The sequence below is a fragment of the Sphingomonas sp. PP-F2F-A104-K0414 genome (assembly GCF_004340945.1).
GTDB lineage: Bacteria > Pseudomonadota > Alphaproteobacteria > Sphingomonadales > Sphingomonadaceae > Sphingomonas.
The window spans coordinates 193,489-208,050 of the sequence record NZ_SLYD01000002.1 but is presented as its reverse complement, the minus strand read 5'-3'; the positions used below and the strand labels follow the sequence as shown (position 1 = coordinate 208,050).

The 14,562-nt window shown below is 64.5% G+C and carries 15 protein-coding genes and 1 other RNA gene; 2 read left to right on the top strand and 14 right to left on the bottom strand.

Features of this window, described 5'->3' with window-relative positions:
* The first annotated feature begins 22 nt into the window (after nt 1–22).
* Entirely contained in the window at nt 23–493 is a 471-nt protein-coding gene (gene mscL, locus C8J46_RS05205; protein ID WP_056411685.1) for a large conductance mechanosensitive channel protein MscL, read from the top strand.
* A gap of 148 nt (nt 494–641) precedes the next feature.
* Here the strand turns inward: mscL and C8J46_RS05200 are convergent, their stop codons facing one another.
* Nucleotides 642–1,073 (bottom strand): Rrf2 family transcriptional regulator, encoded by a 432-nt coding sequence (locus C8J46_RS05200; RefSeq protein ID WP_132735874.1) that lies wholly within the window; start codon nt 1,071–1,073, stop codon nt 642–644.
* A gap of 101 nt (nt 1,074–1,174) precedes the next feature.
* Between C8J46_RS05200 and ssrA the strand changes: the two genes are divergently transcribed.
* Nucleotides 1,175–1,530: a transfer-messenger RNA gene (ssrA, locus tag C8J46_RS05195) on the top strand.
* Nucleotides 1,531–1,578: 48 nt separating this feature from the next.
* Here the strand turns inward: ssrA and C8J46_RS05190 are convergent.
* The 13 genes from C8J46_RS05190 to C8J46_RS05130 form a co-directional block, all read right to left on the bottom strand.
* Complete coding sequence (locus tag C8J46_RS05190; protein WP_132735871.1) at nt 1,579–2,310, bottom strand: hypothetical protein; 732 nt, start codon at nt 2,308–2,310, stop codon at nt 1,579–1,581.
* Nucleotides 2,311–2,439: 129 nt separating this feature from the next.
* On the bottom strand, nt 2,440–3,588 hold the full coding sequence (locus C8J46_RS05185) for an acyltransferase family protein (RefSeq protein ID WP_165886460.1): 1,149 nt from the start codon (nt 3,586–3,588) through the stop codon (nt 2,440–2,442).
* Nucleotides 3,589–3,610: 22 nt separating this feature from the next.
* A complete protein-coding gene (locus C8J46_RS05180) occupies nt 3,611–4,399 on the bottom strand; it encodes a GDSL-type esterase/lipase family protein (RefSeq protein WP_132735865.1) in 789 nt (262 codons plus the stop codon).
* An 86-nt stretch (nt 4,400–4,485) separates the two neighbouring features.
* Nucleotides 4,486–4,854 carry a response regulator gene (locus C8J46_RS05175; protein WP_207894111.1) on the bottom strand — a complete coding sequence of 123 codons (369 nt, stop codon included), beginning with the start codon at nt 4,852–4,854 and terminating at the stop codon, nt 4,486–4,488.
* A 141-nt stretch (nt 4,855–4,995) separates the two neighbouring features.
* Entirely contained in the window at nt 4,996–7,443 is a 2,448-nt protein-coding gene (pnp, locus tag C8J46_RS05170) for a polyribonucleotide nucleotidyltransferase (RefSeq protein WP_132735859.1), read from the bottom strand.
* Nucleotides 7,444–7,666: 223 nt separating this feature from the next.
* A complete protein-coding gene (gene rpsO, locus C8J46_RS05165; protein ID WP_055881152.1) occupies nt 7,667–7,936 on the bottom strand; it encodes a 30S ribosomal protein S15 in 270 nt (89 codons plus the stop codon).
* Nucleotides 7,937–7,954: 18 nt separating this feature from the next.
* Nucleotides 7,955–8,980, bottom strand: a complete 1,026-nt coding sequence (gene truB, locus C8J46_RS05160; RefSeq protein ID WP_132735856.1) for a tRNA pseudouridine(55) synthase TruB — start codon at nt 8,978–8,980, stop codon at nt 7,955–7,957.
* 144 nt (nt 8,981–9,124) lie between these two features.
* On the bottom strand, nt 9,125–9,700 hold the full coding sequence (locus tag C8J46_RS05155) for a thymidine kinase (RefSeq protein WP_056065907.1): 576 nt from the start codon (nt 9,698–9,700) through the stop codon (nt 9,125–9,127).
* Complete coding sequence (locus tag C8J46_RS05150; RefSeq protein WP_165886459.1) at nt 9,700–10,092, bottom strand: type II toxin-antitoxin system VapC family toxin; 393 nt, start codon at nt 10,090–10,092, stop codon at nt 9,700–9,702. Before C8J46_RS05150 ends, C8J46_RS05155 begins: the two co-directional genes overlap by 1 nt.
* Before the next feature lie 5 nt (nt 10,093–10,097).
* The gene (locus C8J46_RS05145) at nt 10,098–10,361 is read right to left on the bottom strand and encodes an AbrB/MazE/SpoVT family DNA-binding domain-containing protein (RefSeq protein ID WP_132735850.1); all 264 of its coding nucleotides are present in this window, start codon (nt 10,359–10,361) and stop codon (nt 10,098–10,100) included.
* 31 nt (nt 10,362–10,392) lie between these two features.
* Nucleotides 10,393–10,782 carry a 30S ribosome-binding factor RbfA gene (rbfA, locus tag C8J46_RS05140; RefSeq protein WP_132735847.1) on the bottom strand — a complete coding sequence of 130 codons (390 nt, stop codon included), beginning with the start codon at nt 10,780–10,782 and terminating at the stop codon, nt 10,393–10,395.
* Nucleotides 10,783–10,901: 119 nt separating this feature from the next.
* Nucleotides 10,902–13,757 (bottom strand): translation initiation factor IF-2, encoded by a 2,856-nt coding sequence (gene infB / locus C8J46_RS05135; protein WP_132735844.1) that lies wholly within the window; start codon nt 13,755–13,757, stop codon nt 10,902–10,904.
* Nucleotides 13,754–14,491 (bottom strand): DUF448 domain-containing protein, encoded by a 738-nt coding sequence (locus C8J46_RS05130; protein ID WP_243643226.1) that lies wholly within the window; start codon nt 14,489–14,491, stop codon nt 13,754–13,756. Before C8J46_RS05130 ends, infB begins: the two co-directional genes overlap by 4 nt.
* Nucleotides 14,492–14,562: the final 71 nt, after the last annotated feature.

Genomic DNA, 14,562 nt, shown 5'->3' with positions numbered 1-14,562 from the left:
CCGGCAACAGAAGGGGGCGGCATTGCTCAAGGAATTCAAGGCGTTCATTATGCGCGGCAACGTGCTCGACCTCGCCATTGCCGTGATCATCGGCGCGGCGTTCGGGAAGATCGTCACATCGCTGACCGACGACGTGCTGATGCCGGTGATTGGCAAGATCTTCGGCGGGCTCGATTTCTCGAGCTATTTCTGGCGGATGGGGCCGGTGCCGGCAAACTATGCGGGCTCGCTCAGCGATTACGCGGCGTTGAAGAAGGCCGGCGTGCCGCTGCTCGGCTATGGCGCGTTCGCGACGCAGCTGGTCAATTTCGTGATCGTCGCGGGTATCATCTTCATGATCCTGCGCGTGGTGAACCGGACCGCGGCGCTGATCGAGCGCGAGACGGCGCGGTTGAAGCGCGAGGAAGAGGCCACGCCGGTTGCGCCTGCGCCCGAGCCGGTCGAGATCGCGTTGCTGCGTGAGATCCGCGACGAGTTGAAGGCTAGGGGGTGACCTGCTTGTCCCTCTCCCCCGCGGGGGGAGGGAGGGAGGAGCCGTCAGGCGACGGAAGGGTGAGGGGCTTGAGGCTCAGGTCGGGATCCCAACGCCCCTCATCCGACGCTACCGCGCCACCTTCTCCCCGCAGGGGAGAAGGGTAGAATTACGCCGCGACTAGATCCTCGGCGTTGGCGTCAGCCAGGCTCGTCCCATCGAGGATCCGCGCGGTCTCGTCCCGAACGCGCATCATCGCATAGCGGATCGCGCAATCCGCCTCGCTCTTGCAGTCGAGGCACGGCCGGTACGCGGTCCGGCTCACGCACGGCACCAGCGCGAGCGGCCCCTCGATGATCCGGATGATCTCGCCGAGCGAAATCAGATGGCTCGGCCGCGACAGGCAATATCCCCCCATCTTGCCGCGATGGCTGATCAACAGCCCGGATTCGCGCAGATCGGCGAGGATCAGTTCGAGGAATTTCCGCGGCACGTTCGCCTCGGCGGCGATCCGCGTCATCGGGATGGGAGGGCCACCGGCGGGAGCACCGCCAAGGAAGATCATCGCGCGGAGCGCGTAGCGGGAGCGCTGCGTCAACATAATGCAGGTTGCTATGCACGCGCTTTGTGGCGAGCGGAAGGCGGTTTGGCACGCCGCGTGCTAGGACATTGGCGTTTCTCGATAAAAAAGCAGTCCGGACCGGGCTTTTCATCGCGTTGCGGCGCGCCTATATCGGGCATGCCGTCGAGGGAATCTTCTCTTGGCGGCTATGGCGATAAACCGTGGCGTGTCATAGACACAGCGGACCCGGGGGCAGTACCCGGCGACTCCACCACCGCCCTCTTCGCAAGAGGGGGACGATGACGGGGTCGAACTAGGATCGACGTGTGTTCAACGACGCTATGTTTCGCTCGGAATGGGACCACCGCAACGGCCCATACACAAGTGCCAACGATAACGAAGCACTCGCAATTGCCGCATAACTGACGGTCTAACGACCTAGGTTATACGGACGAAAGCGCGGTTCGGGCCACACCGGGCAACAGAAGTGGACACCGGCGGTACGGGGGGCACCGAGCAACAGAAGCTCCCCACTATTCCCACATCACGCGGCGAGACGCTCCACTAGGTGGAGCACCGGCGGACTCATTCCAAGCAGCCCGATCAGCACTTGCGTCACGACCAGCACGCCACCGCCCCACCAATAGGCGGAATGGACGCGGCCGCGCGATCGCACGTCGAACACCATGCCTGCGATCACATAAAGCGCCATGACCGCAAACACCGCGAGCCCTGCGAACTTGCCGAGCAACGGCATCGGCAGGATGCGCCCGATCGCTGGCGACATGACGAGGATCGTCCCGCACAGCATCAGCCTCTTGTGCCACGCCGCCTGCCTGCGCAGCACGATCGCCCAGGCGGTCAGAATACCGAAGCCGATCACACCCAGCACATCGAGGACGAGGAAGATGCCGGGCGGAAAGAACGGCGGCACGCGGTGCTGCTCGATCGCCATGACGGTGGTGACGATGCCCAGCACGACCATCACGACCGCGATACCCGCACCGAGTGCGCCCAACTGACGATGCCATTTGAGGGAACCGCGTACGATCAGCCAGTTCTGCACGACGTACAGCAGGATCCACGCCGAAAACGCGGCCGCGTGCAGATGCACCTGCGGCGGCAGCGCCAGAAAACTCCAGTGCATCCGCGCTGCGTTCATGGTGAAGCCGATGACAACCGTGGCGGCGATCGCAAGTGCCATGAGCAGGAAAAACCGCCGTTCGCTCGCGAGGACGCCGCGCTGTGGCGCCCCTGTCCTAATCGCCGTTGCCATCCTGTCGCCCCCGCGAGTCGATGCCCAGATACCGGATCCAGATACCAGACGATGATCGCAATCGGATGATCCGGCAAGCAAGTTTACAGGATGGTGGCGGCCTCTTGCGATAGATCAAGTCCTGGGGATTCAGACAAGGACTGCTTCGGTCTGCTTTGTAGAGTCGGGATAGCGGCCATTGAGCAGGAACGACATCAGGGGAAATCTTTCGACGGCCAGGAAATGTGCGGCATAGGTGATCGCCGATGCTGCCACGATCGTGATCGAGAATTCGACATAGGGGTTCCACGCTATGTGCATGAGCACGAGCTTTGCTGCGATGATGACCGGAAAATGCAGGATGTAGATCGTGAACGATGCATCCGCGAACCGCCGGACGATCGTCGGGATGGTCCGTATCGTGATCGCCGATCGCAGGATCAGGACCGATGCGGCGGGGGGGCATATCGCCATCCCGATCAGCTCGACGAGGTCGCCGACGATCGCCCGACGGAGCGGATCGAGCGCCAGTCTCACGCCGCCGAACCAGCCTGCATAGACGATACCGACGCAGACCAGGATGATGACCGGCATGCGGATCGAGTGCGTCGCCGCGCGGAACAGCATCGGCGACCGTGCGAGCAGGAAACCAAGCAGATAGAAGGGCGCATAGCCGAGCATCAGCTGGATATGCGACAAGGGCGCGGCATAACCCGGCGGAATATGGCCCGCCAGGATCTGACGGGTGAGCATCATCAGCGCGCAGCATGCGAGTGCGGTGGCGAGCAGGACGACGGTCTGTGCCGATCGGCCCGAGCCAATCGAACGGTCGGCGAGCGCCTGCTCGATCCGGACGATCACGCCATAGCGACGATCCCATTGGTGAAACGCGTAGCTGAGCGGCGCATAGGCGAGCAGCGCGACGAGAAACCAGAGGTGATACCAGTCGTGCGCCAACACGAAGGGCCAGCGCGTGCGATCGGGGAGGTCGTCGAGCATCCAGCCGATCAGTGGACAGATCACGAGCAGCCCGACCAGCAGCGGCACGCCGATCTGGATACTGCGCCGACCCAGCCACGCCAGCGGCGACCGGCGTCGCGCCATGGTGTAACCGCACAACAGGCCGGAGATCAGCATGAAGCTGCCCATCCGGAAGGCGTGCGATATCAGCGGGATCGCGGCAAATACGGGGATATGCTCGAGGCCGATCGCGCCGTGCAATATGACGCCGCCAAGCATCAGGATCGCCCGCCACATCGACAGGCCTTCGATCCTGGTGCCGGGCGCGCCGATGCTCATCGCCCGACGATCGCCCGACCGGTCAAGATTGCGCTTCTGACGGCTGGGGACATGCCCGGGCGGGCGCATGCCGTATGATGGTTTTCAGGGTCGGCTGGATCGCAGAGGTCAGCCTGCCATAGCCGGCAGCATTGAGATGGATGCCGTCATCGACATAAAACGCGCCGGGACGGTGGTTCACCAGGAACAGCGGGACGATGTTGACGAACGTCGCACCCGGTGTGCGTAGCGCGATCGCGCGCGCTGCGGTGTTGAAGGCGGTCTGTTCGGGAAGGTTGCCCCACCGCGTCGGCGTCGGCTTCAGCGACACGATCACGACCGGAAGATTGCCCCATCTAGCTGACTTCAGCTTCAGGAACGTCCGCAGGTTGGCGATATCGTCGGCGGCGCTAGCCCCTTTGGCGATATCGTTCTCGCCTGCGTAGAAGACGATCGCGCGCGGCGGCGTGCCGCGCGGCTCGTTGCGGATCATCTGCAGCAATTCGGGCATCGTCGCGCCGTCGACGCCGCGGTTGCGTGCGTCCAACGGTGCCATGTCGGTCGCCAGCGTGCTCCATTTGTGGATCGTCGAACTGCCGATGAACCACAGCGCGCATCCGCTCGCCGGACCGCCGCCGGGAAGCGTGGCGGATGCCGCACGCATCGCCGCGCGCGATTGCATTACGAGCACGCCGCCGCCGAATACGACCGCAAAGACCGATGCGGCGACGCTCAGCTTGCCCAGCTCGGCCCACCGCGAAGCCGGTCGAGTGTAACGGCGGCTATCGCTGTGAAGCCGAGCCGCAGGAATATCGTCGTCGCCTCGCGCCACTGCGCCTCACCTAATTGCCCTAGCCAGACGACATAGCCGGACGGTGTAAGCCAAACGTTAATCCGCAGCGATCGGCGCGGGCATGGTCAATCGAGTTGCTGGTGCAACAGTCGGCTCAACTGTGCGCCGGTATAGGGTTTGGGAATGAAACGAGCGTCGCCCGGCAACATGGTCTCGCAGATCTCGCCGGCGCCCGACGTGACGAGGATGGCGATGTCCGGACGACGATCATAGACGGCATTGGCCAAGCCGACGCCATCGAGCTGGCCCGGCATCTTTATATCGGTGAACAAGGCGCCGATGTCGGGCCGTTCCTCCAGACGCGCCAAGGCGTCGCTGGCGTTGCAAGCCTCGACCACCTCGAACCCGGCATCCTCCAGCGCAAGGTTGGAGTGAACGCGCACAAGCGGATCATCATCGACAACGAGGACCACGGACTTCGACATACTCTTCATATCGGTTCGAACCGCTGGCCGATCGCTCCGTTCCGAGCTTGGCCGACTTCTTTGTGAAACAATGCGACGGACCGCTCGTCGCATACAAAAAGGGGCCCGGTTTCCCGAGCCCCTTCAACATTACCACAGTGCGGCAATGCTTTAGTCGCGATCGCCCGTCAGGAATGCCGGTGCGAACTCGGGAGCCTTGTCGCCCTCGGTACGCTCGGCGCGGGGAGCGCGGCCTTCAGTCTGGGCGCCGCCACCGCCGCCATCGCGACGCGGACCACGGCCACCGCCGTTGCCGCCTGCGTCGCGGCCGCCATCGCCGTCGCGACGTGGGCCACGCGACCCACGGTCACCGCCGCCGCCTTCGCCGCGTGGACCACGACCACCACCATCACGACCGCCGCCGTTGCCGCCAGCGTCACGGCCACCATCGCCGTCACGACGCGGACCGCGCGGACCACGGTCACCACCCTCGCGGGGCTCACGTGCAGGACGCGTGTCCTCCAGCTCTTCGCCGGTCGTCTGGTCGACGACGCGCATCGACAGGCGAACCTTACCGCGCGGGTCGATCTCGAGAACCTTGACCTTGACCTCCTGGCCTTCGGTAAGAGCGTCAGACACCTTCTCGACGCGCTCATTCTTGATTTCGGACACGTGGACGAGACCGTCCTTGCCGCCCATGAAGTTCACGAACGCCCCGAAATCGACCAGGTTGACGACCTTGCCGTCATAGACCTTGCCGACTTCGGCTTCCTCGACGAGGCCCTTGATCCACTTGATCGCGGCTTCGATCTGCGCGGGGTCGGACGACGACACCTTGATCACGCCCTCGTCGTCGATGTCGACCTTGGCGCCGGTCTGCGCGACGATCTCGCGGATCACCTTGCCGCCGGTGCCGATGACTTCACGGATCTTCGACTTGTCGATCTGGAAGCTCTCGATGCGCGGTGCATGGGCCGACAGTTCCTCACGGGTGTGGTCGAGCGCCTTGGCCATCTCGCCCAGGATGTGCGCGCGGCCTTCCTTGGCCTGCGCCAGCGCCTTGCCCATGATCTCTTCGGTGATGCCGGCGATCTTGATGTCCATCTGCATCGTGGTGATGCCCTCGGACGTGCCCGCGACCTTGAAGTCCATGTCGCCGAGATGATCCTCGTCGCCGAGGATGTCGCTGAGAACCGCGAAGTTCTTCCCCTCGAGGATCAGGCCCATCGCGATGCCCGACACCGGACGCTTCAACGGAACGCCCGCATCCATCATGCTCAGCGAACCACCGCAGACCGTCGCCATCGACGACGAACCGTTGCTCTCGGTGATGTCCGACAGGACGCGGATCGTGTACGGGAACTCTTCCTTGGTCGGCAGCACCGGGTGCAGCGCGCGCCATGCGAGCTTGCCGTGACCGACTTCGCGACGACCCGGCGCACCGAAGCGACCGACTTCACCAACCGAATAGGGTGGGAAGTTGTAGTGCAGCATGAAGTTTTCGTACGACAGGCCATTGAGGCCGTCGATCATCTGCTCCGCGTCACGCGTACCGAGCGTGGTGGTGCAGATCGACTGCGTCTCGCCGCGCGTGAACAGCGCCGAGCCATGCGTCCGCGGCAGGAAGTGGACCATCGCCTCGATCGGACGGATCTGCGTGGTGGTGCGGCCGTCGATGCGGGTGCCGTCCTTGAGGATGGCGCCGCGGACGATCTCCGCCTCCAGCTTCTTCATCAGCTTGCCGGCTGCCATCTGGTCCTGCGGCGAGGCATCGGCGAATGCCGTCTTGCCCTTCGCACGAGCGGCGTTCAGCAGGTCCGAACGCTTGGACTTGTCGGTCACCTTGTAGGCGGCCGCGATGTCCTTGCCGATCAGCTTCTTCAGCTTGTCCTTGGCGGTCGAGAGGTCGGCCTGCTCGGCCATTTCCCAAGGATCCTTGGCAGCCATCTCGGCCAGATCGATGATCAGGTTCGCGGCTTCGCGGCAGGCCTTGTGGGCGAACTGCACGGCGCCGAGCATGATCTCTTCCGAGAGCTCCTTGGCTTCCGATTCGACCATCATCACGGCCTGGCCGGTGGCGGCGACGACGAGGTCGAGATCGCCAGCCTTGGCTTCCTCGAGCGTCGGGTTGAGGATGTACGCGCCATCGACATAGCCGACGCGTGCCGCGCCGATCGGGCCCATGAACGGTACGCCCGAGATCGTCAGGGCTGCGGAGGCCGCGACCATCGCGAGGACGTCCGGCTCGTTCTCGCCGTCATACGACAGAACCTGGCAGATCACGTTGATCTCGTTGTAGAAACCCTCGGGGAAGAGGGGACGGATCGGGCGATCGATGAGACGGCTGGTCAGCGTCTCCTTTTCGGTCGCGCCGCGCTCACGCTTGAAGAAGCCGCCGGGGATGCGGCCGCTCGCGGAGAACTTCTCCTGGTAATGGACGGTGAGCGGGAAGAAATCCTGCCCTTCCTTGACGGTCCGTGCAGCCGTCACGGCGCACAGAACGACGGTCTCGCCGAGGGTGGCGAGGACTGCGCCGTTAGCCTGGCGCGCAACGCGGCCGGTCTCGAGCGTCAGCGTCTTGCCGCCCCACTGGGCGCTTACGGTCTTGGTATCGAACATTCTTTTTCCTTCACTCCAAACGCCAGATGCGTTTGGGGCCTATGTGCGGGCTTAGCCGGCCCGCGGCGGTGTGGGATGAATTGTCATCCCAGGAGGGGTGGCCGAATTGCCGCCGCTCCAGTTCCTTGTTCCCCCGCGAAGGCGGGGGCCCAGTCTGGACTCCCGCCTTCGCGGGAGAACAACCCTATATACGAAAACGGCCCCCCGAGGGGAGCCGTCTAAGTTACTTGCGGAGACCGAGCTTCGCGATCAGATCCAGATAGCGCTGGCCGTCCTTGTGACGGAGATAATCCAGCAGCGTCCGGCGCTTGTTGACCATCATGAGAAGACCACGACGCGAGTGGTTGTCCTTCTTATGGCCCTTGAAATGCTCGGTCAGGTTCTTGATGCGCTCGGTCAGGATCGCAACCTGGACTTCCGGCGAACCGGTGTCACCCTCGGCGCGCGAATGCTCCTTGACGAGCTCGGTCTTGCGTTCAGCGGTAATCGTCATGAATTCATGTCCTCGACATCACAGATTGAAACCGCGAACGACCCGGACGTCTCCGTCCTCGACCTCGACCAGCGCGACCGGGACAGCGTCCAGTTCGGCGAAGTATTGGCCATCGTCTGCGGCGATCCCGGCCAAGATACGCCCCTGTCGGAGCGCCCCTGCCTGGTCGGGGGTGAGGGAGAGAGCCGGGATGTCGTCCAGCGCCACCCTCAAGGGCAGAAGTACATCTTCAAGCGCGGAGGCCTTAGCGAGTTCGTCCAGTTTGTCCAGCGATATCGCGGCGGTGAGGTCGAACGGACCGGCCTTGGTCCGGCGCAGCATGGTGACGTGGCCGACGGTGCCGAGGGCGATCGCGATGTCGCGCGCGAGCGAGCGGATGTAGGTGCCCTTCGACACATGCGCGGTAAGCGTGACCTCCTCAAGGGGAGTGTGGGGTAGGGGCGCATCCTGCAATTCCTCCCCGGCACGGGGAGGGGGACCGCCGTCCACTTGGACGGTGGTGGAGGGGGGCTCACCAAGACCGTCCCGCTCGCGGAAGCCCCCCTCCACCAGCTGCGCTGGTCCCCCTCCCCGTACCGGGGAGGATAGCGAATAAATCGTCACATCCCGGCTCGCGAGCACCACCTCGTGCCCAGCCCGCGCCAGATCATAAGCCCGCTCCCCATCCACCTTCAGCGCTGAATAGGCGGGCGGGACCTGAGAAATCGGCCCGGTGAACTGCGCGAGAACCGCCTCGACCGCCGCCAAAGTCGGCCGCACATCGGACGTCGCGATACTCACGCCTTCAGCATCGAGCGTATCCGTCTGAACCCCGAACATCACCGTAAAATCATAGATCTTGTCGCTATCGAGCATCCGCCCAGCCAGCTTCGTCGCCTCGCCAACCGCAATCGGCAGAACCCCGGTGGCCAGCGGATCGAGCGTCCCCCCATGCCCCACCTTGAACTTCCCATACCCGCCGCTGCGCAAGGCACGCTTCACCGCCGACACCCCCTGCGTCGAGCCAAGTCCCAGCGGCTTGTCGAGAATGATCCATCCATGCATGCGAGAGTTCCATTGTTTCTAATTGAGGCGGAAGCGAGCCCCATCCCCTCCGTCATCCTGACGAAAGTCAGGACCCAGAGCCACAAGCGACGGTGTTCGGTACCCTGGGTCCTGACTTTCGTCAGGATGACGGAGGGGTGAAGCCTACCCCAAAGCCTCGCAAAAATGCCGCCGACACAGCGCGACATACCGGTCGTTCCCGCCGATCTCGGTCTGCTGCCCCTCGGCAATCGCCCGCCCGTTCCCATCGACCCGCAGGTTCATCGTAGCCTTGCGCCCACACCCGCAAACCGACTTGATCTCCACCAACGAGTCCGCCAGCGCCAGCAACCGCGCCGACCCCGGAAACAGCGCCCCCTGGAAATCGGTCCGCAACCCGTATGCCAGCACCGGTATCCCAACCACGTCACAGATATGCGCGAGTTGGTCGACCTGCGCAGACGTCAAAAACTGCGCCTCGTCCACCAGTACGCACGAAATCGCATCCTCACCGTGCTGCCGAACCACGCACGCCCCGATATCCGTCCCCGCATCGAACGCGATCGCCGGCGCCTCCAGCCCGATCCGCGATGTGATCGTCCCCGCCGCGAACCGATCGTCGATCGCCGCCGTGAACAACATCGTCCGCATCCCCCGCTCACGGTAATTGAAGTCCGCCTGCAACAGGTTCGTCGACTTCCCCGCGTTCATCGAAGCGTAGTAGAAATACAGCTTGGCCATCAGATCAGCGTCTCGATGCGGGCAGGCGGGGCGTCACCGGCTCGGCGGTCCAGGCGGCGTTCGAACGTGGCAAACCGTCCGACCTCCCGCGCCGCTGCGATATGGATGTAGTCGGCCAGTTCGCCCGCCTCCGCATAGCGGGCCAGAGCCCAGCGGATATCCTGGTCGGCTTCGAACTGGACGAACGGCAAATCGCCAAAGTCGAGCAGCGCTGAGCAAAGGCTGGTACGATCGAAATGATATTTAGAGCGCAGGACCCATTCGGTCTCGAGCAAAACCGTCATCCCTACGTAGAGGAGCTCGCGACTTGCCAGGTCCAGGGCGAGCGCAACTTGTGCATCATCGTCCGCCACGATCAGGCGGACGACGATATTCGTGTCGACGGCAATCACGTCGCTCAGACTTTCCAATCGCGAAACAGCGTGCCGATGTCCATTGTCATGTCCTCGATGGCGATCGTTGGACCGTCATAACGAGGAACGCGCCGTCGGAATTCCTCGTAGCTGATCGTTTTGCGTGGCGGCTCGGGTACTTCGAGGACGATGTGATGTCCGACTTGGCGCAGCATCAGCTTTGTACCAGCCTTCAGGTTCAACGCATCCCGCACGTCCTTGGGAATGACGACCTGACCCTTCGATGAAATGGTGACTTCGTTACCCATGGCTCACGCTTGCGCCTTACCCGGCTTACCGTCAATCTTCGCTCAAATCCCGCGCAACATGGGGATCACGCAACAACTGGTCGATATGCGTACCCTCGTCGAAGCTCTCGTCCGCCAGGAACTTGAGCTTGGCTGCATACCGCATCTGCACCCGATTCGCGACTTCGCGCTGGAGGTAGGCGGTGTTGGTCCGCAGCGCCTTCAGTACCTTTTCCTCGTCCTTGCCGAGCAACGGCTTCACGAAGACGGTGGCGTGGCGGAGGTCGGGGGACATGCGGACTTCGGTGATCGTCACGAGGTGCTTTTCGAGCACCGGATCGTGGACGTCGCCGCGCGCGAGGATGTCGGACAGCGCGTGACGCGCTTGCTCGCCGACTCGTAGCGATCGGACGGCTTTTGCTTCTGGGGTATCGGTCTTCATTCTTCTAACTCCCTCTCCCCTCCGGGGAGAGGGTGGGGGTGAGGGGCTGCCACGAACGCTGTCGCGCGGTACTGCCCCTCACCCAACCCTCTCCCCGCAGGGGAGAGGACTTCAGTTCATCAAAGCGTACGTTCGCGCATCTCGACTTCGAACGTCTCGAGGACGTCGCCGGCCTTGATGTCGACGAAGTTCGACGTGAACGTCACGCCGCACTCCAGCCCCGCACGGACCTCGGCGACATCATCCTTGAAGCGACGCAGCGATGCGATTTCGCCCTGGTAGATGATGACGTCGTTGCGCGTGATACGCGCCTTGAGCGCCTTGCGGATGTTGCCCTCGGTGACGAGCAGACCCGCCGCCTTGCCGTGCTTGCCCGCCGAGAAGACCTCGCGGATATCGGCACGACCGACGACCGTCTCGAACGCTTCCGGCCCAAGCTCGCCTGCCATCCCCGCCCGGATCTCGTCAATCAGGTCGTAGATCACGTCGTAATACTTGAACGCGACCTTCTGGCGCTCGGCGATCTCGCGTGCCTTGGCGTTCGGGCGGACGTTGAAGCCGATGATCGGAGCACCCGAAGCCGCCGCCAAGGTGACGTCCGACTCGGTGATGCCGCCGACGCCCGAGCTCAGCACGCGTGCCTTGATCAGATCGGTGGAGATCTTGTTGATCGCCCCGACGATCGCCTCGACCGTGCCTTGCGTATCCGCCTTCACGACCAGCGGATATTCGATCGCCTGCTTTTCCTTCAGCGCCGAGAACATGCTCTCAAGGCTGGCAGGAACCGATGCGGTCCGCTTGTCGGTCTTCACGCTGCGACGATATTCCGCGACTTCGCGGGCCCGTGCCTCGTTCTCGACCACCTGGAACGGATCACCCGCCTGCGGAACACCCGACAGACCGAGGACCTCGACCGGCATCGCCGGACCCGCTTCCTTGATCTGCTTGCCCTTGTCGTCGACCAGCGCACGGACCTTGCCGCTCTCGCCGCCGACCACGAAGATGTCGCCGACCCGCAGCGTACCGCGGTTGACGAGGATCGTCGCGACCGGACCGCGGCCCTTGTCGAGCTTGGCCTCGATCACCGTACCCTCGGCGGCGCGATCCGGATTGGCGCGCAGTTCGAGCAGTTCGGCCTGGAGCTGAATCTTCTCGATCAACGCATCGAGACCGATCTTCTTGGTCGCGGAGACTTCGACGTCCTGGACGTCGCCGCCCATGTCCTCGACCACGATCTCCTCGCTCAGCAGGCGCTCGCGCACCTTCTGGGCATTGGCGCCTTCCTTGTCGATCTTGTTGATCGCGACGATCATCGGCACGCCCGCCGCCTTGGTGTGGGCGATCGCCTCCACCGTCTGCGGCATCAGGCCGTCGTCCGCCGCCACCACCAGGATGACGATGTCGGTGACGTCCGCACCACGCGCACGCATCTGCGTGAACGCCTCGTGGCCCGGGGTGTCGAGGAAGGTGATCTTCGACTTGTCCTTCAGCGTGACCTGGTAGGCGCCGATATGCTGGGTGATGCCACCCGCTTCGCCGCGCACCACGTCGGTGCCGCGCAGGGCATCGAGCAGCGACGTCTTGCCGTGATCGACGTGACCCATGATCGTGACCACGGGGGCACGCGGCTTCAGCGTCTCCTCGGCATCGTCGATCGTGTCATTGGCCAGATCCTGGTCGACATCGCTGACGCGCGTCAGGTTGTGGCCGAACTCGGTGACGAGCAACTCGGCGGTATCCTGATCGATCGTCTGCGTCATCGTGACGGGCATGCCCATCTTGAACAGCGCCTTGACGAGGTCGGCGCCCTTCTCGGCCATGCGGTTGGCGAGTTCCTGCACCGTGATCGCCTCTGGAACGACGACGTCGCGGATCTGCTTGGCCTGCGCCTCGCGCGGACCACCGGTGCCACGACGCTCCTTCTCGCGCGCACGCTTCAGCGCGGCGAGCGAGCGAGCCCGTGCACCATCACCATCGCCGAGCGCGCGGTTGACGGTGAGCTTGCCCGAGGTGCGACGATCGTCACCCTTGCGGTCACGCTGCTGCGGACGCGCTGGGACTGCATCGCGACGGACGCCACCGGCCGGAGCATTGACGCCAGTCGCGCCGGGGCGCGCCGCGGTCGTGCCAGCATTCGCAGCCGTGGTCGGCGCTGCGGCAGCGGGAGCTGCGACAGGCTTTGGCGGCGGCGGAGGACGCTCGGGACGCGCCACCGGCGAGAACCGGCGCGGTGCCGGGAACGCCGGATCGCGGGTCAGTTCGATGACGGGCGGCGGTGCTGGCGGAGCAACAGGAGCCGGCGCAGGCTTGGGGGCCGGCGCAAGAGCAGCCGCTACCGGAGCGGGCTTCGGTGCAGGCGCAGGTGCGGCGGCAACCGGAGTCGGGGCAGGAGCCGTAGCAACGGGAGCTTCGACCGGCGCCGGTGCAGGCGCTGGCGTCGGAGCCGCGACCGGAGCGGGAGCCGCTTCGACCACAGGGGCCGGTGCGGGCGCAGGGGCCTCGACCGGCTTCGGCGCCTTGGCTTCAGCCTCGGCCCGCGCACGATCGGCGACGCGGTTACGCTCGTCTTCGATCGCCTTGGCCCGCTCGGCCTCCTGACGACGACGCCCTTCTTCCAGCGTATTCATGCGCTGCTCTTCAGCCTCGCGGAGCAGCTTGGCCTGGCGCTCCTGCGGCGACAGATTGCTCTGCTGCTGACGCACAGGGGCGGGCGCAGGCTGCGGTGCGCGCGCCTGCGGTGCCGGGGCTGCGGGGGCAGCCGCCGGGGCGGGCGCGGCAACCGGTGCGGCATCCGCGACCTGCACGTCGGGCTCGCCCGGACGGCGCAGGACGCGCGCGCGCTTGGTTTCCACGATCACCGTATTCGATCGGCCGTGGCTGAAGCTCTGCTTCACCTGGCCGGTCTCGACCGTGCGCTTCACACCCAAAGGTGCGCGCATGCCAAGTTTCGGCTTCTCGTTGTCCGTGTCGCTCACTCAAATTCCTCAGTCATGTCCACGGCCGGGCGTGTTCCGGTCGATCCGGACGCCTGTTGTATCGGTGGCGCCCCATTTTGTGGTGACGCCGATGCGCCCTGCGAGGCCGTTTCGCAAGACACGGAAGAAGGTTCGGGGCCGATAAAATGCAGCCAACGGTCGAGCGCTTCGCTCACCCGCTTTGCTGCAGCGCGGTCGGTCAGGCCAATGTGTACCACATTTTCCCGTCCCAGCGCCAACGCCAATATGGTGCGCGACACCGGGAGTGCCAACCCCCGCAAACCCGAGCCTTCTTCATCGTTACCGATGCGCCACGCCTGATCGAGTTTCCGATTGCCATCCTCGGCCGCGTCGGACGCGTGATACAGCGCCTTCAGCTTGCCCTGGCGCGCGTTCTGCTCGATCCGGTCGGAGCCGATCAGCACCGTGCCCGAGCGCGATTCGAGCCCGAGCCGGTCGAGCGCGTTACGCTCCAGTGCGGATTCGATCTTGGCGGGAAGCTCAGGATCGATGGTGAACTCGCCGGTCTTGAACGCGCGGGAAAGAGCGCCCTTGAGCTTGCCCTTCTTGATCGCAGCTTCGAGCTCGACCCGAGTCACCCCGATCCACGCGCCGCGGCCGGGAGCCTTGGCGCGCACGTCGGGAAGGATCTGGCCATCGGGCGACAGCGCGAGTCGCACGAGGTGCGGCCTGACGTCGCGCTCGCCCGAAAGAATGCACTTGCGAACGGGCAATTCGTCATCCCCCTCCCGCAAGCGGGAGGGGCTAGGGGTGGGCTCGCGCTCACCATTATGGCTGCCCTTAG